We start from the raw sequence: 23,562 nt of genomic DNA, 5'->3' as shown, positions 1-23,562 counted from the left end.
CTTCAATTACAAAACTAGTCGTATTTCGCTAAAAGTAGTTATATAATAGGTTGTTTCGACAGCAGGTTCTATTTACCCGCTTTAGTGAACATTCCAAAGGAACGTTTATAAAGTGTCCACCATCCGGCTTCCTTAACAGCCTTCTTTGCCACTATAGGACTTTCAAGAATAACCTTTCCATCTTTCATCAATTTGATAGTACCTACTTGATCCCCTTTGGCAATTGGAGCTTTAAGATTTTTTGCCATCACAACTGTTTGTTTGACATTTTCAGTCTTTTCACCTTTTTTTGTCAGTAAGGAAAGTGGTTCACTAGTAACTGCTTCAACCGTCTTGTCTTTCCCTTTACTTATTTTTGCTTCACCAATAATTTGATTACGTTTAAACATTGGATGTGTTTTATATTGACTAAAGGCATAATCTAGCATTTTAGTTACCTGTGCATTTCTTTCCTTTGATGTAGGAGCACCAAAAACAACAGCAATTACACGCATACCATCCTTTTGTGCGGTTGCGGTTAAACAATACTTTGCTTCAGCCGTAAATCCTGTCTTTAAGCCATCTACACCTGGGTAAAAACGAACTAATTTATTTGTATTCACAAGCCAAAATTTCTTATCCGTGTTCTCACGTAAATATGCTTCATACATTCCTGTAAACTTGGTTATATCTTCATATTTCAGCAATTCCTTTGCCATGATTGCCATATCAGCAGCTGTACTGTAATGTCCACTCACAGGAAGCCCCGTTGTATTTTTAAAGAAAGTATGCTTTAATCCAAGTTCTTTTGCCTTATCATTCATCATATCGACAAATGCTTCTTCAGAACCTGCGATCCTCTCAGCCATAGCAACCGATGCATCATTACCTGACCCGATTGCTATACCTCTTAACATTTCCTTAGTGGTCATTTCTTCGCCAGGTTCTAGGAAAATCTGCGAACCTCCCATTGAAGCGGCGTATTCGCTTGCACGAATTTTTTCATTCCATGTCAGTTTGCCCTTATCAATTGCCTCCATAATTAAGAGCATAGTCATAACTTTAGTCATACTTGCAGGTGGCAGTTCATCCTTACTATTTTTCTCATATAGGACCGCACCTGTATCTCGTTCAATTAATATAGCAGATTTAACATTACTGACAATATCAGCACTTTTCTTTTCTTCAGCAGCAAAAGCAGATGGCCCCCACAAACTCGTAAGTAATAAAGATGTCACTAACAAAGAGACAAATCGTTTCATTCGCATAACCCTCCATTCTTTATAGCCTCCATTTTTTCCAAAATAAATTACTTTATACAATTTTTGGCTCTACTTGAATAAAAAAATAAAGGCTGACTCAAATGAGTCAGCCTTTGCTTACTGTTAAACATGTCTGTTGATTTCCGCTCCAGGTGCTTCGCTTTCCGTGGGCGTTTCGGCGAGCCTCCTCGGCGCTTGCGCCTGCGGGGTCTCCCCTGAACCGTACTCCCACAGGAGTCTTCTCACCTTCCGCTCCAATCAACAGGTTATAAAAATCAACATTGTTCTTTATAACAGCCTATTTATATTAATCAATTATTGAGTGATTTCTTCATGTACTAGAATTGGTGCTTCTACCTTTGAAGATGAAACTTTGATGTTCTCATAAAGTTTTTCTTTTACTTCGTTTACATCTTCAAAATTACTGTAGATAGTTACCAACGATTCACCTTTTTTCACTTGATCCCCAATTTTCTTTCGTAAAACAAGTCCAACAGCAAGGTCGATAACAGATTCCTTCGTTGCTCTTCCTGCTCCAAGTAACATTGCAGCCGTTCCAACCTCATCGGCAACAATCTCTGAAACATACCCATCTTCTTTTGCTTCTAATTCAATAACATACTTAGCCTGTGGCATCTTAGATGGGTCATCAACAATGGAAGCATCTCCACCTTGTGAACTTAAGAACACTTTTAATTTATCAAGAGCAGAACCATCCTTGATGACGTTCTCTAGAAGGGTACGTGCCTCTTCTAATGAACTTGCCTTTTCAGCTAAATAAACCATATGACTGCCAAGTGTTAGGCAAAGCTCTGTTAAGTCTTCTGGCCCTTCCCCTTTTAAAGTATCAATTGCTTCTTTTACTTCTAAAGCATTCCCGATTGCATATCCAAGCGGCTGACTCATGTCAGAAATTACTGCCATTGTTCTTCTTCCAACATTGTTTCCAATGCGGACCATTGCTTTAGCTAATTCTCTTGAATCATCAAGTGTTTTCATAAACGCACCGGCACCTGTTTTAACATCAAGTACAATCGCATCCGCACCAGCAGCAATTTTTTTACTCATAATTGAACTTGCAATAAGCGGAATGCTATCAACAGTTGCCGTTACATCTCTAAGGGCATATAACTTTTTATCTGCAGGTGTTAAGTTACCACTTTGGCCAATAACCGCAATCTTGTTTTCATTTACAAGATCAATAAATTCTTGATTTTCAATTTCTACATGGAAGCCTTCAACTGCTTCTAATTTATCAATTGTTCCACCCGTGTGACCCAATCCACGACCAGACATTTTAGCAACTGGTACACCTAGTGCAGCAACAAGTGGTCCAAGAACTAGAGTAGTTGTATCACCCACGCCTCCCGTGGAATGTTTATCAACTTTAATTCCCTCAATTTGTGACAAGTCAATCTGATCACCTGACTCAACCATTGCCATTGTTAAATCGGCTCTTTCTTTTTCAGTCATTCCTTTAAAGTAAATAGCCATCGTTAAAGCACTTACTTGATAATCAGGAATTGAACCGTCTGTATATCCGTTAATAATAAACTTAATTTCCTCTGTTGATAATTCCTGACCGTCTCTTTTCTTCTCTATTAAGTCAACCATTCTCATGTTTATCACCACTTCTTTATAGTATCAATTTTTATTTAGCCATACTTTTTACTATTTCTTTTAAATAGCGTAGGAAATCAGCTTTCACTCTTTCTGTTGTTTCAATTACTTCATCATGTGTTAGCGGCTGATCAAGAATTCCTGCAGCCATATTAGATATACATGAAATACCAAGAACCTTCATCCCGCTATGACGCGCTACGATTACCTCAGGAACTGTGGACATTCCGACTGCATCTCCGCCCATTACTCGTGCCATACGAATTTCTGCAGGTGTTTCATAAACAGGTCCTGGATTTCCAAGATAAACCCCTTCTTGAACCTTAATATTTAAACGGCTAGCGATTTCTTTCGCTGCAGCACGCAATTCTTTTGAATAAGCTTCCGACATATCTGGGAATCGTACACCAAGCTTTGAATCATTTGGTCCAATTAATGGGTTTGTCCCCATATTATTAATGTGATCAGTAATAATCATTAAATCTCCTGCAGAGAAACTTTCATTTACACCACCTGCTGCATTTGTCACAATTAGCATTTCAACGCCTAATTCTTTCATTACGCGAACAGGGAATGTCACTTTATCCATACTATATCCTTCATAGAAATGGAAACGGCCCTGCATAGCTACAACTTCTACTCCACTTAATAAACCAAATACAAGTTGTCCAGCATGTCCTTCAACTGTAGAAATTGGAAAATCGGGTATTTCATTGTAAGGAATTTTAACTGGGTTCTCAATTTCATCTGCTAATACACCAAGACCAGAACCTAGGATTAATCCAATTTTCGGTGTATTTGCATATTTTCCCTTCAAAAAAGAAGCCGCATTATTGATTGTTTCGAAGTTCATCCTCTTACTCCTTTTTAAGCTATTCAATATAGCCATTTTTTTATACAACCCATTATTTCAATTCATTTAAAAAGCTTTTTCCATACTTAGGCATCTTTACACTGAAGTTTTCAGCAACAGTTGCTCCCAGATCAGCAAAGGTTTCTCTCAATGGAATTTCTTTCCCCTCAGTCATATTCTTTGAATAGACAAGAAGTGGAACATATTCACGCGTATGGTCTGTACCTGGGGCAACAGGATCATTTCCATGGTCGGCTGTTATCATAAGTAAATCGTCTTCTTTCATTTTTGCAAAAACTTCAGGCAAACGTGCATCATATTCCTCCAATGCTTTTCCATAGCCCTCAGGATCACGGCGGTGACCATATAATGCATCAAAGTCTACAAGGTTTAAAAAGCTGATACCTGTAAAGTCCATATCAAGGGTTTCAACCAGCTTATCCATACCGTCCATATTAGAGACCGTTCTAAGTGACTTTGTCACTCCTTCTCCGTCATAAATGTCGGAAATTTTTCCGATTGCAATAACATCTAGACCCGCATCTTTCAATTCACTCATTACAGTCCGGTCAAATGGTTTTAAAGCATAATCATGACGGTTTGCTGTACGTTTAAAGTTTCCTGGTTCCCCTAAGAACGGACGGGCAATGACACGACCAACCATATATTTCTCATCAAGTGTCAATTCACGAGCGATTTTACAAATTTTATATTGTTCTTCAATTGGAATAATATCCTCATGAGCCGCAATTTGTAGTACTGAATCGGCAGAAGTATAGACGATTAAAGCGCCTGTTTTCATATGTTCTTCACCGAGTTCATCTAGAATTTCTGTTCCACTTGCCGGTTTATTCCCGATAATTTTTCTACCCGTGCGTTTTTCCAATTCGGAAACAAGTTCATCCGGAAATCCTTCAGGGAACACACGGAAAGGTGTTTGAATATTTAACCCCATGATTTCCCAGTGTCCAGTCATGGTATCTTTTCCATTAGAAGCTTCCATCATTTTAGTGTAGAATGCTAATGGCTTTTCAGCTTTCTCTATACCTTTCAGTTTACGGATATTACTTAAACCTAACCTACCCATGTAGGGCATGTCCAGTCCATTCATTCTCTCAGCAATATGTCCCAGCGTATCTGAGCCTTTATCTCCAAAGCGTTCAGCATCGGGTGCTTCACCAATACCTACTGAATCCATAACAACAATAAAAATTCGTTTATATGTATTTGCAGCCATATGATTCTTCCTCCTTTTATCTATAGAAACCGTTTGCAAATAGTAAAATCACAATACTATGTTTCCCTCTTTAAATTAGGATTATGAAACCTAATAATATTCTATTTGTCAGAAGTCTGACATCTCTATTTTACTAGATGTTTAGGAAATTACAAGAAAAAGCTACCGAAAATTTCGGTAGCTTTTTGACACTTTTGTGACTTACATACTATTAATCTCTTAAGCCCTAGGATGAAATTTACTATATACATCCTTCAGTCTTGTTTTTGTTACATGGGTATAAATTTGGGTCGTGGAAATATCTGCATGCCCCAACATTTCTTGGACTGCTCTTAAATCTGCCCCATTTTCCAAGAGATGGGTAGCAAAAGAATGTCTGAGTGTGTGCGGAGTCAGTTCCTTTTCTATGCCAGCCTCTTTTGTTAACTTTTTTAATATTTTCCAAAAACCTTGTCTCGTTAACCGCTTTCCCTGATGATTTAAAAACAAAGCCTGCTCCCGGTGTTTTTTTGAAACAAACTGTGGTCTCCCCGTATCTAAATATAGCTTAATGGAATCAGAAGCTGTACGCCCTATAGGTATGATACGTTCCTTATTTCCTTTACCAATACAACGGACAAATCCCATGGTTAAGTGGACATTTTCAATATCTAAACTAATTAACTCACTAACACGTATCCCTGTTGCGTATAAAAGCTCAAGCATCGCTTTGTCCCTGATTCCATAGTGGTCTTTCTGCTTCGGTGTTTCTAAAAGAACTTCTACTTCCTGCAAACTCAATACCTTTGGCAAAGATTTCTCTAACCTGGGTGTTTCGATTAAAACAGATGGATCCTGATCTGTTGCCTTATCACGTAATAAAAATTGATGAAAGGCTCGAACCGAGGCGATATGCCTTGCCAAAGTCTTAGAGGACTTCCCTTGTTCCTTTAAAAATCCTAAAAAATGTACAATATGAATTCGTTGCACATCATTTAATGATAGGATGGATTCAACATTTTTTAAATAATGAAGATAGCTTTTTAAATCCCGCTCATAAGACACAATCGTATTCTTAGCCAGCCCTTTTTCCACTATTAAAAAATGCATAAAGTCCTTTAATTGATCTTCCATCACATTACTCCCCATTTAAATAAAACAACATCAGCCGATCTAACAAGGAAGAACTTTCTTCTTCTACTGCATTGGACACTTTCAGTGCAGATCCTTCCGGTTCATCATAGCGATGATAATTTTGATATTCTTCAGATACCCACATGATACCATAATAAAAGAGAATCGTGCACCCAGTGAAAAGGATAAAAACCTTTATTGTTTGTAGTGCTACTTTAATAAAAGACATCTATCTTCCCCCAATTAATGATTACTAGTAAAAGCTATGCCAGAATGTACAAGTTTTATACCTAGTCTCTATTAATAGGGGGAATTATTTCCTCTTTTTAGTCTTCTATTAAAAGAAGGCAATGTTAAACTTTCCTGTTGATTTCCGCTCCAGGCGCGAGCGGTTCGTGGGCGTTTCGGCGAGCCTCCTCGGCGCTCACGCCTGCGGGGTCTCCCCTGAACCGTACTCCCACAGGAGTCTTCGCGCCTTCCGCTCCAATCAACAGAGTGTAAAAATCAGCAATGTTCTTTAACACAGCCAAAAAGAAAAAGTCCCTTTCAGTAAAAAAGGACTTTTTTATGTTATTCAGTTTTTTCTTCTTTTTCTTTATCTTGGCAACGGTAACAGATTCCATGGAAGGTCAGTCGATGGTCTTTAATTTTAAAATTCCATCTGCGTTCTACAACCTCTTCCACATCTTCTAATAAATCTTCCTGAATTTCATCAACAGCTCCACATTCAATACAAACAAGATGATGGTGAAAATGTGCCGCACCTTCCTGACGAAGATCATAGCGGGAAACACCGTCACCAAAGTTAATTTTATCAACAATTTTTAGTTCTGTTAGCAATTCGAGTGTTCGGTAAACAGTTGCTAAACCAATTTCAGGCGATTTTTCTTTTACGAGGAGGTACACATCTTCTGCACTTAAATGATCCTCTTCATTTTCTAGCAAAACTCGAACGGTTGACTCACGCTGAGGTGTTAATTTATAACTCGCTGAATGCAACTGTTTCTTTATTCTCTCAATTCTAGTTTCCATCCTGAATGCCCTCCCTCGCCACTGTTAATTCTCATTATAACAGATGAGAAAAGAGAGTCAAAATAAAATTATTATAAACAACAGTTTATAATAATTATTAATTAGTTATTATTTTAAAATTCCCGAACTAACCACAGTTTTCATTAGCCAGGGAGATAAAAAAGCTTCAATTCCTGAAGCAGCAGAAATAAAGATGACCGCTGCAATCAAAGCAATAATGTATCTTTTAAAAAACGGCATAATAGGCTGGGCATATTTTTTCATAAATTGTTTTTTTATCATTCTAAGTGAGAAAATCACTGATAAAGCGGCCATCATGATAAACACTGGAATGATAATCAAATTCTGCGGCAAGATAGAAACAAAGGCTAACATAAACCCATTCCACCCCATTTGACTAACTAGAAAACCAACCGTAAACCCAACAACCATCCCCTTAATAAATAAGAGAATGAGAATGACCGGTAAACCAATAATTGAGATTCCTAATATCCACATAAGCCCTATAAACTTACTGTTATGAAAGAAGCTTTGTAAAAATAAATCATTGTCTTCTGATACTTTTCCATCAGAGACTTGTCCAAAAAATTGTGATAAATAATAGAATAAATCTTCCTTTTGTGTAATACTCATGCTATTTACGACAATTGCTCCAAAGATAACTCCCATTAGAAACAAAATAACAATAAATAAAAAAATTGAGGAGTGCTCACGGAAATAACTAGCGGCATCGGACTGGTACAATCGTTTTTTCATCTGCGTTCCTCCTACTATACTTGAATCGATTAATACATTCTATGCCAGTCTAGTATTTATATGACCAAATTTTAATAGATTTAATGTAAAAACCCGCCTCCTCTAGCTGACGGGTTTCACCTTGTTAATCTGCAATCTTTCCGTATTTTCCGCCTCCGCCAGCAGAAAGGTTTATCTTTCCTTCTCTAGCTTTCATAATCAGTTCGGCGATTTTTGGTGTGACAATCTCTTTTAGCGACTCGTAAGGAACTTCATGCAAAATCGCCATTTCACTCCCAAAATGATTCACAAGCTTCTCGAGTAAGCGGGGCCCGAGACCGGGAATAAATTCAAGCGGTACTTGATGGACATACGGAGGCCGCCACACTGGACCTCCTTCTGCAGTTTTAAGCTCAAGAATCCGATCAGCAACTCCTTTGATGAACTTGTTACTCCCACAATGTGTACAAAGTTGCTCGTCATTTTGGGCAGAATGGAGACATTCCACGCAAACTGTTTTATGATATTTTCCAAGTAATGGATCTAGCCCATAGTTGGCGACAATTTCCCGACCGTCAATACCTTTTAATGCTTTTTGCAGCTCTTGGAATGTGGGCTCCTCCATCGCGATTACTTGATATTCACGTGCGATTTTGGCGAGCGAATGGGCATCAGAATTTGTTACAAAGGTATAATTGTGTAATTCCTTTAGTTGATCCGCCATGCTGGTATCTGAGCTTAATCCAAGTTCGATTCCATCGATCAACTCGGGATCCAACACCTCCGTTAATGACTCCCTTACTCCTTTACCATATAGACTCTTGAATGGTGTAAAAACATGAGCAGGAATAAAGATTCCACCTAACTCTTTTACCTTCCTTTGCAAAACAAGACCTGATACATAAATTCGTTGGGAGCTTAACTGAATATTTTTCAAGTGTCCAGAGAGCCATGAAGAGAACTCCCTCATGACAGTAAGGTTTGGAAAATAACAAAGCAAGTGAATGGGGCCTTTACATTGTTCATCATAAATCTCCAATTCTGAACCAGGAATAACGGTTAAATCCCCAAACACTAAACCGCCTTCCGGATGTTCAATCACATCTCCACTTTGAATAAGACTTTCCATTTCAAGAATCACTTCGGGTGAATGACTATCAATAATTCCAATCATATTTAGCCCTTTTTCATGTCTTGCATGTTCAATGATATTCGTAAACGTAAGCGATTTAGCACCTGTAATTTTAACAGGCTTCCCCGTCCATGTTCGGCCGATATGAATATGTAAATCTACATAGTAGAGGTTCATTTATTTTTCAACGCCTCTTGTAATTGTAAGTATTGGACTGCAAAAATTGTTTTCGCATCATAAATCTTTTGTTCTTGCACATATTGTTGCGCTTCTTCGAGCGTCAATTCTTCTAAATTAACAAATTCATCCTCGTCAAGGGCCGCTGAATTTTCCTTTTTGGTTAGTCCTGTTGCAAGATATACATGAACAATTTCATCCGCAAATCCTGGCGAAGTATAAAAGGAAGTGAGTAACTCCAAGCTTTCACATTCGTATCCTGTTTCTTCTTCTAATTCTCGACGAGCACAAAGCGCGGGTTCTTCTCCCTTTTCGAGCTTTCCTGCTGGAATTTCCACAATGGTTCTTTCTAACGCTTTCCGGTATTGCTCAACCATGACCACTTTCTTGTCATCCGTAATTGCTAGTATTGCCACAGCTCCCGGATGTTTAATAATTTCTCTTTTGCTCTGCTTGCCGTTCGGAAGCTCCACATCCTGCAAATGAAGACTGATTACTTTTCCTGAAAAGATTTCTTCGCTATGGAGCGTTTTTTCTTCGAGATTACTCATAAAGGTCACTCCTGTTCTATTCCTATATTCTGCTCATACATTTTACCATACTTTAATTGGGGGAGTATGGAATGAAGGTGTATGTGCATGAAAAGGGAATCATTCTTGTTGGCAAAGGCTGGGAGATTGTACAAAAGCTCAAGGAGTATAACAAGGAATACATTACCGTATCTGACTGGATTAAAAATGTACCACAAAAATAACACCTCTCGTTTGTAGTCTGTCCTTTTCTTTACTAAAATGATAGAAAAGGACGGGGTGATTTTTTGAAAAAAAGGCAGGTAGGAAAATCCGATTTATTTGTAACCGAGCTTGGTCTTGGCTGTATGTCCATTGGCACGGAGGAGAAGGCTGCAAGATCTATTATTGAAGCGGCACTTGAAGAAGGCATTAATTATTTTGATACAGCGGATTTATATGATTTTGGCGATAATGAACAACTAGTAGGCAAGGCCTTAAAAGACGTCCGCGAACAAATAATTATTGCGACGAAGGTTGGTAACCGTTGGCACAAGGAGCGCACTGGCTGGTCATGGGATCCTTCTAAGGCATATATTAAGGAAGAAGTAAAAAACAGTCTAAAGCGTATAGGTACAGATTATATTGATCTCTATCAATTGCATGGCGGTACCCTTGATGACCCGATTGATGAAACCATCGAAGCCTTTGAGGAACTAAAAGCAGAAGGTTTCATTCGCTATTATGGCCTATCATCCATTCGACCGAATGTGATAAGGGAATACGTAAAAAAGTCTAGTATCGTGTCTGTGATGATGCAGTACAGCATACTTGACCGCAGACCGGAAGAAACAGTATTACCTCTTCTTCATGAGAATGGAATTAGCGTTGTCACTCGCGGACCTCTTGCAAAAGGACTGTTAAGCGATAAGCTGCTTGATAAGGCTTCTGAAAAAGGGTACTTAGACTATACTCTTGAAGAACTACAGGACATTTTGCCAGTGTTGAAGGAGAAAGTGGCCTCGTCCCGTTCATTTACGGAGGTTGCCCTTCAGTATAATCTAGCTAACCCGGCAGTTGCTTCTGTTGTGGCTGGCGCAAGCAGCACCGACCAGATTAAGAGAAATGCAAATGCAGTTAGAAGCCAACCGCTGACAAATGAAGAAGTTAGGATAATTAAAGCATTAACGAAGGCAAGTATTTATAGTGAGCACCGGTAAAAAGGGAGGGCATTTGCTCTTCACGGGTTCGGTTAGCTACCGCAAACATTAAAAATGTAATGCAAATGACCTGCAAATTGTATCCCAATTCGCAGGTCATTTTTGGTTGATATGAAGGGATTTGGGTTATAACTTTTAGTGAATTTGTAGTACAACCTGTATATGAAAATGTAGGGGTTAGTGTACCCCCACAAATTGCCCTACATTTTTGCATACAAATAGCTCCAGTTTAAGCTGTGCTATTGATGGCATTGAAAAATAGGCGGAAAGATTCCGGCTAAATCAGGAAATTCACTTATTTCCCTATAAATAGGAGGATTTTTTCCTGTTATACTTTGTATTTCCATGATTTTTAGGCTTTTTAGGTTACTTAGGCGGAAAATCTCCGCCTATTTCTCTTTCAAATCACTACTTTTTCAAAATAAGCGGAATTCCTCCGATTAAGCGAGAACACCTGCCAAAATAAATTAACAGAGACAAAAATAAAAAGACACCGCAAAATACGGTGCAATAAGTTATACATTTTTCTATTCAATTTTGAGTTTTGCGATAGGAAACGGAACCCGTTAATTTGCTCTCCCTTTATTTTTTGTCAGCCCATTTAAATGCTGCTTCTTCAATTTCTTTTACAAAGCTGTCTTTATAGTTTATATACGAATCAATATCATACGGGAATTTTTTCGCAGCAATCATTTTTACATTTTCATAACGTTTCGCCTCTTCAGGGTGTTCCCGTAGATAATCACGGAAAACAAGATGCCTAAAAATTTCTGAGTTCCCTTTTTCAAAGGCATGCAGATGAAAAATCCGTTGTCTATTTTCATCCTCCTTATAGAAATAACGCCTCCCGACTATCCCGTTTTCACCCTTTGCCACGTACCCCATCTTTTCAAGTTTCGGTGTCACTCGATCAAAATTAAGAATATCTTCTGCTTCCGCTAACAAATCAATAATTGGTTTCGCACCTAGCCCTGGAACCGAAGTACTCCCAATATGATAAAAAACAATTTCATAGGGCTCCATCATATCAGTAAGTTTTTGTGTTTCTTTTTGAAATAACTCCGTCCAAGTACTGGTATGTGGTACTACTTCTACCTTTCGGACGGCCATTACTTAAACTCCTTCCAATTCATCCCGCTCTCATCTAAAAGTTCTTCAAACGATTTGTTTTTTTCCTTCAATCTTCGCTCTTCCCGCTTTCGCTGTTCTTCCGCCTCTTTTCTTTTTTCTTCCTCTGCCTTTAACTGATCCTGCTGTTCTTTTAACTGCTTTATTAAATTGGGATTGATTAAATCTTTTAATGTTACGGCTGAATCATCTTTTTTTGGAGCTGCTTGCCTTGTTTGCTTTGATTTCTTTTTCATTCTAACTTCCCCTTAATTAATATTTAATTTAGTAATAGTATATCATCACTTTTTAAATCCCTACAAAAAAGCAGGCTGTCCGTTTGAACAACCTGCTTCCACTATTAATAAGCTTCTAGTTTCACATTTTCATCCACATGTAAGGTGGCTTCTGTTGAATTAACAACATCCTCGACAGTAAAACCTTCGGCAACCTCCACGAGCCTTAGCCCGGAGTCTGTTACATCCATGACTGCGCGCTCAGTAATAATCCGGTTGACTACCCCTTTTCCCGTTAACGGAAGAGTACACTGTTTTAAAATTTTCGATTCACCTTTTTTATTTACATGCTCCATGATGACGATAATCTTTCGAGCCCCATGAACAAGGTCCATGGCTCCACCCATACCTTTAATCATTTTTCCAGGTATCATCCAGTTTGCCAGGTCCCCAGTTTCAGATACTTCCATTCCACCAAGAATCGCTATATTGACATGACCACCACGGATCATAGCAAATGATTCAGCACTGTCAAAATAAGCTGCACCAGCAATTGCCGTTACCGTTTCCTTGCCTGCATTAATTAGATCAGGGTCCACCTCTTCTTTATGTGGATATGGACCGATACCAAGCAGTCCATTTTCTGATTGCAGGACAACCTGTTTATTCGCTGTCATATAATTGGCTACAAGGGTAGGCATTCCGATCCCTAGGTTTACATAAAAGCCATTTTCTATTTCTTTCTCTGCCCTAATCGCAATTCTCTCTCTGACAGAGACCTTTTCATTCGCCATTCAAGTTCTCTCCCTTCACCAACTCTAGTTTCTAACGGTTAGTCTCTCTATTCGCTTTTCTTGAGTTCCTTCAATAATCGTTTGAACATATATACTTGGAGTATGGATGAAGTTAGCATCCAATTCACCAATTTCATAAAGGGTTTCCACTTCTGCGATCGTCACTTTACCCGCTGCAGCGATCATCGGATTAAAGTTTCGTGCTGTCTTGTGGTAAACAAGATTTCCCATTTTGTCCCCTTTCCATGCCCTAACCAAGCTAAAATCTGCTGTCAGTGCTTCTTCTAAAAGGTACTCTCTTCCGTTAAAAACCTTTGTTTCTTTCCCATCAGCTATCGGTGTTCCTACCCCGGCAGGAGTATAGAATGCTGGGATACCAGCGCCACCCGCCCGAATTTTTTCAGCTAATGTTCCCTGTGGTGTTAGTTCTACCTCAAGTTCTCCTGTTAATACTTGTCTTTCAAACTCTTTATTTTCCCCTACATAGGAGCCAATCATTTTTTTGATTTGTCTATTATTTAATAGGAGTCCTAAGCCCCACTCATCAATTCCACAGTTGTTAGAAATGACCGTTAAATCCTTCACTCCTTTTTCAGCTAAGGCTAAAATGAGATTCTCGGGAATACCACACAGGCCAAATCCTCCAACCATTAACGTAGCTCCATCATGAATATCAGCAACCGCATCCTGGAAGGATGTACAAATTTTCTTCATCTTTGCTCTCTCTCCCTCAAATGTTTTACGCTAACTCTACAATTGTTGCTACCCCTTGACCCCCGCCAATACAAAGCGTAGCTAAGCCATTTTTCGCATTTCTTCTTTTCATCTCATGAATTAAGGTGACGAGAATTCTCGCGCCGCTTGCCCCAATTGGATGTCCAAGTGCAATAGCCCCGCCGTTCACGTTTAAAATTTCTTTATTAAAATGAAGTTCTCGGTCTACAGCCAGCGATTGGGCCGCAAAGGCTTCGTTTGCCTCAATTAGGTTCACATCCTCCATTGAAACGGAAGCTTTTTCAAGAGCCTTTCTCACTGCTGGTACTGGTCCAATTCCCATTATACTTGGGTCTACCCCTGCACTTGCGTTGGCTTTTATCGTTACTAAAGGTTTAAGCCCTAGCTCATCTGCCTTTTTCTTACTCATTACTACAACAGCTGCTGCTCCATCATTGATTCCAGAAGCATTCCCTGCCGTTACACTGCCGTCCTTTTTAAAAGCAGGACGTAATCCCGCCAACTTCTCTGCAGTTGTTCCTTTTTTCGGGTATTCATCTGTGTCAAAAACAATAGGTTCCCCTTTGCGTTGCGGAATGACAACCTTTACGATTTCATCTTTAAATTTACCTGCTTCAATAGCCTCAACTGCCTTCGCCTGACTCCACGCCGAAAATTCATCCTGCTCTTCTCTTGTAATGGCATATTTACTCGCTAAATTCTCAGCTGTAATCCCCATGTGATAATCATTAAACACACATGTAAGACCATCCGAGGTCAAGGTGTCGACTAGCTTTTGGTCACCCATTTTAAAGCCATCACGGGCATTTTTTAATAGGTATGGTGCCTGGCTCATATTTTCCATTCCGCCTGCAACCACAATGTCAGCGTCTCCCGCCAAAATTGCCTGAGTTGCTAAGTGAACTGCCTTTAACCCCGAACCACAAACCTTATTAATCGTCATTGAGGAAACGCTTTCAGGAATTCCCGCTTGAATAGCCGCCTGTCTTGCTGGGTTTTGCCCTAGCCCTGCTTGGAGCACATTACCCATAATCACTTCATCCACTAGTTCAGGCTTAACTCCTGCCGCTTCAAGCGCCCCTTTAATCACTGTTGCTCCAAGTTCAGGTGCGGATAAATTTTTTAAACTACCGTTAAAATTTCCTAATGCCGTACGAACAGCACTAACAATTACTACTTCGGTTTGGCTCATTTCCGTTCTCCCCTCTAGCTTTTATACCTTTACTACTTCTAGTTAAATACAGAAATTCCTCTTATTTTGTCAAAATTTCTATTATTCTTGATTTTTTGATTTTACCACCTCTACAATGAAAGTATGAATTGTTTGGAGGGAAAATGATGCTAAGTTTACCTAAAAAAGTGACGATTATCGAGGTTGGTCCTCGAGATGGACTGCAGAATGAAAAGTTATTTGTACCAACTGATATCAAAAAACAATTTATTTTTGGACTGAGGAATGCTGGACTAGAGGAAATGGAGTTGACTTCGTTTGTGTCTCCAAAGTGGGTGCCACAAATGGGAGACGCACCAGAAATTGTTGCAGACTGCCTTGATGGAAACGCGAGAAACTTTGTCCTTGCTCCAAACCGTAAAGGAATTGATCGGGTGTATTCTACTGATTGCAAAGCTGTAGCCGTATTTGTTGGTGTCAGCAACAGTTTTAATCTAAAAAACATCAACAAAACAACGCAGGATAGTATGGCAGAGCTAAAACCGATCATCCATGAGCTAAAAGAAAAAAACTATTTTGTCCGTGCTTGTATTTCGACCGCCTTCTATTGTCCGTATGAAGGAAAAATAAATGAAAAAGATACTGTAAAGCTTTGTTCTGAGTTTGTAGAGGCTGGCGTGGATGAATTAAGTGTGGCTGATACCATTGGCATGGCTGCACCAAATGAAGCGTACTCCTTATTTTCACAGTTAAAAGAAGAGTTTTCAGATACCATGTTAACCGCCCATTTCCATGACACACGAAAGCTCGCTCTTGCGAATATTTTCGCTTCTCTACAGGCAGGTATTGACCGGTTTGATACGTCGGCTGGCGGTCTTGGCGGCTGCCCATTCGCTCCTGGTGCTGCAGGAAACGCAGCCACGGAGGATGTAGTGTATATGCTTGAACGGATGGGAATTGACACAGGTGTAAGCTTGGAGAAACTCCTTGCTGCTATTGAAATCGTGCGTCCACATCTTTCAAGACCCATCGAAAGCAGTTATTATCGCCTTCATGCTCAAACTGTCTAAAATCTAATCTCGTTTTTCGTGAATAATCGGTCTTCTGGTAATCCATCTTAATAATTGAGACCACCTTGAAGGGAGCTAGATTTTATGAGCCAAAAGCGGGACAAAGGTAACAGTCAAAGCGGGAAAAATTATGCAGATACAGCTGGTGGCGGCAAACGGATGATTGCTGCCGAGGAACTCGAAAAAGCACTACATCCAACGAAAAGACAGAATTCTGAGCAATAAGAAAAGCGAAGCGTCTTGTTCAGCCCCGACAGGCAAATGTTCTTCGGCGAGAAAAGTCCGCATTTTGACTTTTCTTGCCGAAGGTTATTTGACCCCGAGGGGCTAGACGCTGCAGCTAGACAGTTATCAAAGTTCAAAGAATCAATTTTATTTCAATCAGAAGCCGCCGCTTATTGGTGTGAGCGGCTTTTTTTATGCTAAAATTAAAACTGTTAATTTATGGGCACTAAAAACGTGACTTTCATATTTTATACTAATTACTTCAGGAGGTGCCAATTGTGAGGAAGACATTTCGGACTTTGTTTATTGTGTTATTTTTCTGGTTATCTCTTGCTCTATACTTTACCAACCGTCTGATGTATATGAAGAAAAAGGATGAAGAATTAATCTTAAGGCGCGAAAAGGAAGCCGGCCGATATAAGCCTGATGAATTCGAGTCTTTGCCAAAGCAGGAGGTTGATATTCCTTCACCATTTGGTTACATGATTAAAGGTCTTCTTATTGAACCACACAAGACGAACCGATATATTATTATTTCTCATGGCGTAACGGAAACGAAAATGAATTCGATTAAATATGCGAACCTCTTTCTCGATAGAGGGTTTAATGCTTTCATTTACGACCATCGCCGACACGGAGAATCCGGTGGAAAAACAACCAGCTTTGGTCACTATGAAAAATTCGACCTTAAAACGATTGTCGATTGGCTAAAAAAAGAAAAAGGACCGAACCTTGAGCTTGGCATTCACGGGGAATCCATGGGAGCCGCTACCATGCTGTTATATGCGGGGCTCCTTGAGGATGGGGCTGACTTTTACATTGCTGATTGCCCATTTTCTGATTTTAAGGAGCAGCTTGCCTATCTCATAAAAAAAGACTTTAAGCTCCTACCCGGACTGTTACTTCCGATTGGTGATATCCTTTTGCGTTTTCGAGACAAATATTCTATTCGTCACGTATCACCCATTTCAGTTATTGAAAATATTAAACACCCTGTTCTGTTCATTCACAGTCAAAAGGACGATTTTATACTCCCTACCATGTCAAAGGACTTATTTGAGCAAAAAAAGGGTCCTAAAATGTTATACCTTGCTGAAAATGGACGGCATGCCCAGTCCTTTAACGAAAACCGTGCGGATTATGAGCGAGTCATCGATGAATTTTTAGAGACATATGTTCATCAAGGTTTATCATCTATTTAAGAAAAGCGCAAGCGCCTTGGTCAGCCCCGACAGGCAAATGTTCTTCGGCAAGAAAAGTCCGCATTTTGACTTTTATTGCCGAAGGTTATTTGACCCGAGGGGCTAGGCGCTGGAGCTGGACCATTCTCGAAGTCGAAGTTTATACTTTATACTGTTTTTTCTTTAATCATTAGGCTCATGTGTCCATTTAAGATTTGCTGTGGACTTTTTAGTTGAAAACAATTGGCGGTTTGAGAAAAATCGATTTTCATTTCTTCATCTAAAAAAACGGTTTTCGCTTTTTCTACATATACCGGTCGATCATTTGTTTCGATGGCCAAGTCATCTTGATCTAATGCCGGTACAAACCACAGGGCAATTACCCCATTTACCGCGCACCCACAGCCATCTGTATCGTATTTTAATTTTAAAAACCCTTTGCGGCCTGCTGTTCTTTCATTTATTTTTTCTATTGCTGCCGCTGTTATAGTAATTTGCATGATTAAATCCCCTTTTTTGTGCATAGGGTGATTGTAACATAGGTTTTAAGGGATTTTTATTTTTTTGCTCGTCTTTTATTGCATTTTCCTTATATTCCAGTTATTCTCAAAGTTAATATGAAATTCCAAAAGGGGTGTTTGCTTTGTCAAAAGTACAAATCAAGGTAAATGATAACGGTTCATTACGAATTACAGGTGATGTGGAACTGCTTGATGGCGAAGGTAATGTCTATCCATCAAAACCAGCCTTTTCCCTTTGCCGCTGCGGTTTATCGAACAATAAGCCATACTGTGATGGCTCACATAAAGGGAAATTTGATTCTCAAGTTCGTGTTCTTAAAGAGGAATAGGATAAAATGGGCGGCCTTTCTTTGGGCCGCTCTTTTTCTTAGTTCTTGAGTCCACTTGGGTAACGTAGACCGCTCCTACGCGACCGTTCTCCCTTTCCTGAGCACACTTGGGTAACGTAGACCGCTCCTACGTGACCGTTCTCCCTTTCCTGAGTCCACTTGGGTAACGTAGACCGTTTCTACGTGACCGTTCTCTCTTTCCTGAGCAACCTTGGGAACGTAGACCGCTTCTACGTGACCGTTCTCCCTTTCCTGAGTCTACTTGGGTAACGTAGACTGGATTACTTTTTCTATAATTTCCTTCTCCAGATTTTTCTACATATCAATATAGATATTTAATTAACAAAGCCTGTTTTTCACAAATCCGTCAGTCTGATATCGGCAATATTCATTATGGGAATGCGATGTATCTCTTCAAAGCGGTCAACGATATGAAGTCTTTGCAGCAGTTCATCCCAGTAATGGATTTTTCCAATGACAATTTCATAGTTTCGATTCCGATAGTGAGTAACGGTAACGAACTGATCAAACTCGATTGCTTCCGAAAGGGTCTCATTCATGAGCTCAAGCTGCTGTTCATCCATTTCCCTTTTTTGTTCAAATCCATCTTCCTTCACCCAATCCCTAAGCAATTTCACATGCTCAGGAAGCATCATCGACGTCCACTTGATCCTCCCACGGTCGCGAATCATACGCTCTCCTTCTTTCGTTACATTTTATGTCCCCCAACCAATGTGGCACGATGCTTGGCGGTTCCTGCAGCTGTATAAGAAACTGCGCGCAACAGAGAGCCTGCACCGAAGCGTCTCCGGACAGCATCAACCACATAGCCAAGCTCTCGTCTCTTATAGGCACCCATGTCAAAAAGATCAAGCTGCAGCTCACGGTCATCAACAATGTTGCTGATAGCAATAGAAATTTGCCGTACTGTCTTTCCTGAATAATGCTCGTGAAATAATTCCAGACAGATACGGTAAAGCTCCATCGTTACATTTGTGGGATGATGAATGGTTCTTGAACGATGAAAACCGCCGCCAAATTCATCTTGACTGTATCCTACTCCAAGGCTAATCGTTCTCCCTGCCTTTCGATGTGTTCTTGCTCTTCGTGCCACCTCTTCACATATTTCTAACATGACAGCCTTAATCTCCTCTTCCTCTTTATAATCTCTTAAGAGAATTTGGCTTTTTCCGAAGCTAATTTGCCCTTGGATAATGGGTGCTCCCAAATCAGAGAGGTCGACTCCCCAGGCATGATAATATAACTGATTTCCCATAATTCCGAATTTCTTTTCCAGCTTTTCTAAATCATAGCGGGCCAGCTGACCGACAGTAAAAATCCCCATACTATTTAATGTTTTTTCCACACGTCTGCCAATACCCCACATTTCTCTAAGTGGTGATACCTTCCAAAGCTTTGTTTGGACGTCCTCATATGTCCACTCTGTCACGCCTTTTTTCTTTGCATCAAGATCAAGACAAAGCTTTGCCATTAACATATTGGGGCCAATCCCCACTGCACAGGGCAGCTGAAATTCCCGCTCAATATCATCTTTTATTTTTTGAGCAATGGTATGAGCATCTCCCCATAAATGATCAGCCCCATCGACTTTAATGAAACTTTCATCGACGCTATACGTATGGATGGCCTCTTTTGGTACATAGCGGTTAAACACGCGCGAAATTTCTGTAGAAATACGTAAATAGGTTGCCATCTTGGGCTCAACAATTTGGATTCTTGGATCATTTGGAATTTCAAACATTCGCGTTCCCGTTTTAATCCCAAATTCTTTTTTCAATCGCGGCGAAGCAGCAAGTACTATACTCCCTTGACGTTCCTTGTTACCACAAACAGCTAAATAGCAATCCAAAGGGTCGAGGCCAAGCATGACAGCTGAGCAGCTTGCATAAAAGCTTTTCATGTCCACACATAAAATTTTATTTTGCGGCAGCGTACTGTAATCGACCATGGAGTTTCCCTCACATCTTATTTTTTCGAACATCTGTTCTCAGTTATTATATTCCTAATCATAAGCGAATATGCGTTCGTATTCAATGGGGATTTTTTGACAATTTTTCTTATGGGGATTAACTAAAAAAGCGTTATAATAATGGATGAGGTGTTATTGGTGGAAAAAAAGCTGATAAAAAAAATGATCTTAAACTGTCTGAAACAGTATTATTCAACTGAATCCATGCCTATTGGCGAAAAAGATTTAGAGGATCTGATCAATAGGATTTTGCTTGTAAAAGAAGAAGAACCAAAAGCAGATTTACATGAAATCATAAATGACACAGTTTATGAGTTCTTAACTGGGTGAAATCTAGGCAAAATAAAAAGCCTCAAATCGAGGCTGGAAGAATTACAATTATTTTGAGTTAAATGCACGCTTGCCAAGACGCTCAAACAACCGTGGAAAAAGAACATAAACCACGCTTCCCATGTTCATCCACCGTGGCAAATTGATTTCTCTTGTTTTCGTTAGCATGCTGTCAACGACCTTACTTGCCACATATTCAGGCTGAAGCATGTAGCGCTGTACATTTTTTACATATGTGCCTTGTTCATCTGCAATGTCAAAAAAATTAGTAGCGATTGGCCCTGGATTAACGGCTGTTACGAGCACATTGTAATCCGCAAGTTCCATTCTTAGTGCATTCGTATAGCCGAGAACGGCATGCTTAGTAGCTGAATATACACTTGATTTTGGTGTAGCAATCTTCCCTGCCTGCGAGGCAATGTTGATAATATGACCGGAGCGCCTCTCCCGCATTTTCGGCAGTACCATGTTCGTGCACGCCATCAGCCCCAGTACATTCACATCAAACATACCCTTGATTTCAGCCATTGTTGCTTTATGCGCTTCACGAAAAATGCCGAAGCCTGCATTATTGACAAGGATATCTATCTGGCCAATTGTATCAAAGATCTGTTTAAAGACCTCCTCCACCTGCTTTGTGTCAGATACATCAAGTTGGAAAACATCCACACTAACATGGTATTTTTGCTGCAAATCCGATTGAAGTTGCTGGAGCTTATCTAAACTTCTTGCCAGTAATACAAGGTTGGCACCACGTGCCGCACAAAGCTTAGCGATTTCTGCACCGATTCCTCCCGATGCACCGGTAATCACAATATTTTTTTCTTTTAGTAGTTCTCTTCCCACATGCACACCTCTACTCGCTTACTCCCGTTACTCACTCTTCAGATCGCCTTGTAGAGAACGGGCTGTTTATTATTACTACTAATTTCGCCGATAGAGGATAAATAGTCAAGTTGAGCAACCGTTTCTGATATGGTTAGCATGAGTTCACGCTGATAGACAGTCGGAAAAAGGCGTTGACAAATTTCAAATACAGTGAGTTCCTCTTCTTTCAGCCAGTTTTTAACGGTCATCGCCCGCTCATGCTGCCGTGTGAGTCGTTTTTCAATAAGCGCTTCTAATTCATACACTTCTTCACCGTGCCCGGTGTACACACACTGAATAGGATACGCCAACAGCTTTTTCATCGAATCATTATGCTGAAGCTGTGGATTTGGTCTTTCTGTTTCACCAGGTGCAGGCGGCTCAAGCAATGGGTTTGGTGAAATATGCGCTAGAATTAAATCACCACCAATTAATACTCCATCCTTTTCTCGGAAAAGAGCAATTTGACTTTGAGCATGACCTGGCGTTTCAATTACCTCCCATTCACTAAGCCCTAATGGCCTCATTCCCTCAGAGAGATGTCCCGTTAGTGAACGATTACAAGAATACTTCAGCGTTTTTCTTAGCTTGGAAAGGAACGGAAAATACTCCTCAGGAAGCCCAAATTCTTTAAAATATAAGCGGTAGAAAGCCTCTTGTTCTTGAAAAAAGGCTTCAGTCGGGTTGATCCACCGTTCATTCAGCAGATGACCATGAACCTCCAAAGAAGCAGGGAAAAAGTCAAGCCCTCCTGCATGATCGGGGTGATGGTGGGTTAAGATTACTTGTTCAATATCATCCGGATGTAAATGTAATTCTGCCAATTGTTCTTTCAACGAATTCCAAGATTTCTCTGTTTTCACTCCCACGTCAACGAGTGTCAACCGCTCCCCTTTAATCAAAAAAACATTTACATCCCCAACTGGAAATGGTGTTGGTAAGGTAATTTTAGCAATTCCATTTTTCCATTCTGTCATAATGAAAACTCCTTAATATTATTGTTAAATAAAGAAATGAAAATAGAAAGATATGAACAGTATTGTCATTTAATATATAAAATAAAGTGTAGCGATTTATTCCCTAATTGTCATTATTTCTGCATAATTTTTTAGAAAAAATAAAAAATTCTTACAACATTTCACTTGACAGACAACCTATTTCTCTTGCATAATCACAATTAAAATTTGCTACGTTAAAGCGATGAATAAGGCCAGCCTTTCGTCCTTTATGGATGAAGGGTCTATTTTATTTTTACGGAGAAAAAGGAGGAAATAAAGTGAACAAAATAGCGATTGTCGGTGCGGGTTCAATGGCTGAAGCATTCATTTCAGGAATTCTTAAAAATGAATTAATTGATAGAAAAAATGTATGGGTAACAAACAATTCAAATAAGGAAAGGCTAAATAGTCTTAGAGAGCGCTATGGTGTTAGGAGCACGTATGATTTGAATGCTCTTTTCGATGGTGCAGATATTGTCATGTTAGCGATGAAGCCAAAAGATGCAGCGACAGCAATCCAAGCCATTCGCGAACAGTTAACTGAGCACATGCTAGTCGTTTCCGTCTTAGCAGGTGTATCCATGAGTATCATTGAAACCTTGGCAAGAAAACCCCTTGCGATTGTACGATCCATGCCAAACACCTCAGCCGCAGTTGGCAAATCCGCAACCGCGGTAGCTGTGAATCAACGGGTTACCAACGAGCAGGTAGAAACAACAAGAAACCTTTTTGGTACGGTTGGATTAACTTCTTTTGTGGAAGAAGAACAATTAGATGCTGTCACAGGACTATCTGGAAGCGGACCTGCTTATATCTATTATTTAATTGAAGCAATGGAAAAAAGTGCGGTTGAGGTTGGCCTTGAAAAAGAAATGGCAAGTCAACTCATTGTTCAAACACTGATTGGAGCAGCAGAGATGGTTAAGAATTCATCTAAATCCTCCACACAACTGCGCAAGGACGTCACTAGTCCTGGTGGAACAACGGAAGCCGGTATTAAAGTGCTCGAGGAAAATGAAGTGCAGCAAGCATTCATTTCATGCATTAAAGCTGCTACTGCCCAATCTAAGAAAATGGGAGCTGCCTTACGTTCTCAACTTGAGACAGCGGATCAACCTTCCTAGTTGGATGTTTGACTC

The 23,562-nt window shown here is 39.8% G+C and carries 28 protein-coding genes; 8 read left to right on the top strand and 20 right to left on the bottom strand.

Annotated elements, in window-relative coordinates; genetic code table 11:
* Positions 1-68: 68 nt before the first annotated feature.
* From RCG25_RS08860 to RCG25_RS08815, 10 genes are all read right to left on the bottom strand, one after another.
* A complete protein-coding gene (locus RCG25_RS08860; RefSeq protein WP_308083310.1) occupies positions 69-1,241 on the bottom strand; it encodes a D-alanyl-D-alanine carboxypeptidase family protein in 1,173 nt (390 codons plus the stop codon).
* 315 nt (positions 1,242-1,556) lie between these two features.
* Positions 1,557-2,861, bottom strand: a complete 1,305-nt coding sequence (locus RCG25_RS08855; RefSeq protein ID WP_308083309.1) for a pyrimidine-nucleoside phosphorylase — start codon at positions 2,859-2,861, stop codon at positions 1,557-1,559.
* A gap of 31 nt (positions 2,862-2,892) precedes the next feature.
* Positions 2,893-3,714 carry a purine-nucleoside phosphorylase gene (locus tag RCG25_RS08850; protein ID WP_308083308.1) on the bottom strand — a complete coding sequence of 274 codons (822 nt, stop codon included), beginning with the start codon at positions 3,712-3,714 and terminating at the stop codon, positions 2,893-2,895.
* A gap of 52 nt (positions 3,715-3,766) precedes the next feature.
* Positions 3,767-4,951, bottom strand: coding sequence for a phosphopentomutase (deoB, locus tag RCG25_RS08845; protein WP_308083307.1), 1,185 nt, complete (start codon positions 4,949-4,951; stop codon positions 3,767-3,769).
* Positions 4,952-5,170: 219 nt separating this feature from the next.
* Positions 5,171-6,064, bottom strand: a complete 894-nt coding sequence (gene xerD / locus RCG25_RS08840; protein ID WP_308083306.1) for a site-specific tyrosine recombinase XerD — start codon at positions 6,062-6,064, stop codon at positions 5,171-5,173.
* Between the two features lie 4 nt (positions 6,065-6,068).
* Positions 6,069-6,293 (bottom strand): YqzK family protein, encoded by a 225-nt coding sequence (locus RCG25_RS08835; protein ID WP_308083305.1) that lies wholly within the window; start codon positions 6,291-6,293, stop codon positions 6,069-6,071.
* 341 nt (positions 6,294-6,634) lie between these two features.
* Positions 6,635-7,096 (bottom strand): ferric iron uptake transcriptional regulator, encoded by a 462-nt coding sequence (locus RCG25_RS08830; protein ID WP_308083304.1) that lies wholly within the window; start codon positions 7,094-7,096, stop codon positions 6,635-6,637.
* Between the two features lie 108 nt (positions 7,097-7,204).
* Positions 7,205-7,852, bottom strand: coding sequence for a stage II sporulation protein M (gene spoIIM / locus RCG25_RS08825; RefSeq protein ID WP_308083303.1), 648 nt, complete (start codon positions 7,850-7,852; stop codon positions 7,205-7,207).
* Between the two features lie 124 nt (positions 7,853-7,976).
* Positions 7,977-9,140, bottom strand: a complete 1,164-nt coding sequence (locus tag RCG25_RS08820; protein WP_308083302.1) for an endonuclease Q family protein — start codon at positions 9,138-9,140, stop codon at positions 7,977-7,979.
* Positions 9,137-9,691, bottom strand: coding sequence for an NUDIX hydrolase (locus RCG25_RS08815; RefSeq protein ID WP_308083301.1), 555 nt, complete (start codon positions 9,689-9,691; stop codon positions 9,137-9,139). Before RCG25_RS08815 ends, RCG25_RS08820 begins: the two co-directional genes overlap by 4 nt.
* A 71-nt stretch (positions 9,692-9,762) precedes the next feature.
* Between RCG25_RS08815 and mciZ the strand changes: the two genes are divergently transcribed.
* Positions 9,763-9,894, top strand: coding sequence for a Z-ring formation inhibitor MciZ (mciZ, locus tag RCG25_RS08810; RefSeq protein WP_308083300.1), 132 nt, complete (start codon positions 9,763-9,765; stop codon positions 9,892-9,894).
* 63 nt (positions 9,895-9,957) lie between these two features.
* Positions 9,958-10,869 (top strand): aldo/keto reductase, encoded by a 912-nt coding sequence (locus RCG25_RS08805; RefSeq protein WP_308083299.1) that lies wholly within the window; start codon positions 9,958-9,960, stop codon positions 10,867-10,869.
* Between the two features lie 582 nt (positions 10,870-11,451).
* On the opposite strand, the gene RCG25_RS08800 is transcribed toward RCG25_RS08805, so the two are convergent.
* The 5 genes from RCG25_RS08800 to RCG25_RS08780 form a co-directional block, all read right to left on the bottom strand.
* Positions 11,452-11,979 (bottom strand): GrpB family protein, encoded by a 528-nt coding sequence (locus RCG25_RS08800; RefSeq protein WP_308083298.1) that lies wholly within the window; start codon positions 11,977-11,979, stop codon positions 11,452-11,454.
* Positions 11,979-12,233, bottom strand: coding sequence for a YqkE family protein (locus RCG25_RS08795; RefSeq protein WP_308083297.1), 255 nt, complete (start codon positions 12,231-12,233; stop codon positions 11,979-11,981). The genes RCG25_RS08800 and RCG25_RS08795 overlap by 1 nt, the downstream gene beginning before the upstream one ends.
* 104 nt (positions 12,234-12,337) lie before the next feature.
* Positions 12,338-13,006 carry a 3-oxoacid CoA-transferase subunit B gene (locus tag RCG25_RS08790; protein ID WP_308083296.1) on the bottom strand — a complete coding sequence of 223 codons (669 nt, stop codon included), beginning with the start codon at positions 13,004-13,006 and terminating at the stop codon, positions 12,338-12,340.
* Positions 13,007-13,030: 24 nt separating this feature from the next.
* Positions 13,031-13,720, bottom strand: a complete 690-nt coding sequence (locus tag RCG25_RS08785; protein WP_308083295.1) for a CoA transferase subunit A — start codon at positions 13,718-13,720, stop codon at positions 13,031-13,033.
* A gap of 25 nt (positions 13,721-13,745) precedes the next feature.
* On the bottom strand, positions 13,746-14,933 hold the full coding sequence (locus RCG25_RS08780; protein WP_308083294.1) for an acetyl-CoA C-acetyltransferase: 1,188 nt from the start codon (positions 14,931-14,933) through the stop codon (positions 13,746-13,748).
* Between the two features lie 143 nt (positions 14,934-15,076).
* On the opposite strand from RCG25_RS08780, the gene RCG25_RS08775 reads away from it, so the two are divergent.
* From RCG25_RS08775 to RCG25_RS08765, 3 genes are all read left to right on the top strand, one after another.
* Positions 15,077-15,982, top strand: coding sequence for a hydroxymethylglutaryl-CoA lyase (locus tag RCG25_RS08775; protein ID WP_308083293.1), 906 nt, complete (start codon positions 15,077-15,079; stop codon positions 15,980-15,982).
* Between the two features lie 84 nt (positions 15,983-16,066).
* Entirely contained in the window at positions 16,067-16,207 is a 141-nt protein-coding gene (locus RCG25_RS08770) for a hypothetical protein (protein ID WP_007084956.1), read from the top strand.
* Positions 16,208-16,485: 278 nt separating this feature from the next.
* Entirely contained in the window at positions 16,486-17,409 is a 924-nt protein-coding gene (locus RCG25_RS08765) for an alpha/beta hydrolase (RefSeq protein WP_308083291.1), read from the top strand.
* 146 nt (positions 17,410-17,555) lie between these two features.
* On the opposite strand, the gene RCG25_RS08760 is transcribed toward RCG25_RS08765, so the two are convergent.
* Positions 17,556-17,888: an iron-sulfur cluster biosynthesis family protein gene (locus RCG25_RS08760; protein WP_308083290.1), complete on the bottom strand. Its 333-nt coding sequence runs from the start codon at positions 17,886-17,888 to the stop codon at positions 17,556-17,558.
* A gap of 143 nt (positions 17,889-18,031) precedes the next feature.
* Here RCG25_RS08760 and RCG25_RS08755 point away from each other — a divergent pair, with 143 nt between their 5' ends.
* Positions 18,032-18,238, top strand: a complete 207-nt coding sequence (locus RCG25_RS08755) for a CDGSH iron-sulfur domain-containing protein (RefSeq protein ID WP_308083289.1) — start codon at positions 18,032-18,034, stop codon at positions 18,236-18,238.
* Between the two features lie 356 nt (positions 18,239-18,594).
* Here the strand turns inward: RCG25_RS08755 and RCG25_RS08750 are convergent, their stop codons facing one another.
* Entirely contained in the window at positions 18,595-18,930 is a 336-nt protein-coding gene (locus RCG25_RS08750; protein ID WP_308083288.1) for a YolD-like family protein, read from the bottom strand.
* A gap of 17 nt (positions 18,931-18,947) precedes the next feature.
* Positions 18,948-20,207 carry a Y-family DNA polymerase gene (locus tag RCG25_RS08745; RefSeq protein ID WP_308083286.1) on the bottom strand — a complete coding sequence of 420 codons (1,260 nt, stop codon included), beginning with the start codon at positions 20,205-20,207 and terminating at the stop codon, positions 18,948-18,950.
* Between the two features lie 159 nt (positions 20,208-20,366).
* Between RCG25_RS08745 and RCG25_RS08740 the strand changes: the two genes are divergently transcribed.
* Positions 20,367-20,558, top strand: a complete 192-nt coding sequence (locus RCG25_RS08740) for a YqzH family protein (protein ID WP_308083284.1) — start codon at positions 20,367-20,369, stop codon at positions 20,556-20,558.
* A 48-nt stretch (positions 20,559-20,606) separates the two neighbouring features.
* Here the strand turns inward: RCG25_RS08740 and RCG25_RS08735 are convergent, their stop codons facing one another.
* On the bottom strand, positions 20,607-21,404 hold the full coding sequence (locus tag RCG25_RS08735) for an SDR family NAD(P)-dependent oxidoreductase (RefSeq protein WP_308083282.1): 798 nt from the start codon (positions 21,402-21,404) through the stop codon (positions 20,607-20,609).
* A gap of 38 nt (positions 21,405-21,442) precedes the next feature.
* Positions 21,443-22,402, bottom strand: a complete 960-nt coding sequence (locus RCG25_RS08730) for an MBL fold metallo-hydrolase (protein WP_308083281.1) — start codon at positions 22,400-22,402, stop codon at positions 21,443-21,445.
* A gap of 299 nt (positions 22,403-22,701) precedes the next feature.
* Here RCG25_RS08730 and proC point away from each other — a divergent pair, with 299 nt between their 5' ends.
* A complete protein-coding gene (gene proC / locus RCG25_RS08725; protein ID WP_308083280.1) occupies positions 22,702-23,547 on the top strand; it encodes a pyrroline-5-carboxylate reductase in 846 nt (281 codons plus the stop codon).
* Positions 23,548-23,562 lie beyond the last annotated feature (15 nt).

It is taken from the genome of Neobacillus sp. PS2-9 (genome assembly GCF_030915525.1).
Classification (GTDB): domain Bacteria; phylum Bacillota; class Bacilli; order Bacillales; family Cytobacillaceae; genus Neobacillus.
This window is presented reverse-complemented; position numbering and strand designations above follow the sequence as displayed.

What these genes read in the sequence shown, in the direction of transcription:
- RCG25_RS08860 (WP_308083310.1), bottom strand. Translation starts at nt 1,241, where the DNA reads ATGAAACGATTTGTCTCTTTGTTAGTGACATCTTTATTACTTACGAGT.
- RCG25_RS08855 (WP_308083309.1), bottom strand. Translation starts at nt 2,861, where the DNA reads ATGAGAATGGTTGACTTAATAGAGAAGAAAAGAGACGGTCAGGAATTA.
- RCG25_RS08850 (WP_308083308.1), bottom strand. Translation starts at nt 3,714, where the DNA reads ATGAACTTCGAAACAATCAATAATGCGGCTTCTTTTTTGAAGGGAAAA.
- deoB (WP_308083307.1), bottom strand. Translation starts at nt 4,951, where the DNA reads ATGGCTGCAAATACATATAAACGAATTTTTATTGTTGTTATGGATTCA.
- xerD (WP_308083306.1), bottom strand. Translation starts at nt 6,064, where the DNA reads ATGGAAGATCAATTAAAGGACTTTATGCATTTTTTAATAGTGGAAAAA.
- RCG25_RS08835 (WP_308083305.1), bottom strand. Translation starts at nt 6,293, where the DNA reads ATGTCTTTTATTAAAGTAGCACTACAAACAATAAAGGTTTTTATCCTT.
- RCG25_RS08830 (WP_308083304.1), bottom strand. Translation starts at nt 7,096, where the DNA reads ATGGAAACTAGAATTGAGAGAATAAAGAAACAGTTGCATTCAGCGAGT.
- spoIIM (WP_308083303.1), bottom strand. Translation starts at nt 7,852, where the DNA reads ATGAAAAAACGATTGTACCAGTCCGATGCCGCTAGTTATTTCCGTGAG.
- RCG25_RS08820 (WP_308083302.1), bottom strand. Translation starts at nt 9,140, where the DNA reads ATGAACCTCTACTATGTAGATTTACATATTCATATCGGCCGAACATGG.
- RCG25_RS08815 (WP_308083301.1), bottom strand. Translation starts at nt 9,691, where the DNA reads ATGAGTAATCTCGAAGAAAAAACGCTCCATAGCGAAGAAATCTTTTCA.
- mciZ (WP_308083300.1), top strand. Translation starts at nt 9,763, where the DNA reads ATGAAGGTGTATGTGCATGAAAAGGGAATCATTCTTGTTGGCAAAGGC.
- RCG25_RS08800 (WP_308083298.1), bottom strand. Translation starts at nt 11,979, where the DNA reads ATGGCCGTCCGAAAGGTAGAAGTAGTACCACATACCAGTACTTGGACG.
- RCG25_RS08795 (WP_308083297.1), bottom strand. Translation starts at nt 12,233, where the DNA reads ATGAAAAAGAAATCAAAGCAAACAAGGCAAGCAGCTCCAAAAAAAGAT.
- RCG25_RS08790 (WP_308083296.1), bottom strand. Translation starts at nt 13,006, where the DNA reads ATGGCGAATGAAAAGGTCTCTGTCAGAGAGAGAATTGCGATTAGGGCA.
- RCG25_RS08785 (WP_308083295.1), bottom strand. Translation starts at nt 13,720, where the DNA reads ATGAAGAAAATTTGTACATCCTTCCAGGATGCGGTTGCTGATATTCAT.
- RCG25_RS08780 (WP_308083294.1), bottom strand. Translation starts at nt 14,933, where the DNA reads ATGAGCCAAACCGAAGTAGTAATTGTTAGTGCTGTTCGTACGGCATTA.
- RCG25_RS08775 (WP_308083293.1), top strand. Translation starts at nt 15,077, where the DNA reads ATGATGCTAAGTTTACCTAAAAAAGTGACGATTATCGAGGTTGGTCCT.
- RCG25_RS08770 (WP_007084956.1), top strand. Translation starts at nt 16,067, where the DNA reads ATGAGCCAAAAGCGGGACAAAGGTAACAGTCAAAGCGGGAAAAATTAT.
- RCG25_RS08760 (WP_308083290.1), bottom strand. Translation starts at nt 17,888, where the DNA reads ATGCAAATTACTATAACAGCGGCAGCAATAGAAAAAATAAATGAAAGA.
- RCG25_RS08750 (WP_308083288.1), bottom strand. Translation starts at nt 18,930, where the DNA reads ATGATTCGCGACCGTGGGAGGATCAAGTGGACGTCGATGATGCTTCCT.
- RCG25_RS08745 (WP_308083286.1), bottom strand. Translation starts at nt 20,207, where the DNA reads ATGGTCGATTACAGTACGCTGCCGCAAAATAAAATTTTATGTGTGGAC.
- RCG25_RS08730 (WP_308083281.1), bottom strand. Translation starts at nt 22,402, where the DNA reads ATGACAGAATGGAAAAATGGAATTGCTAAAATTACCTTACCAACACCA.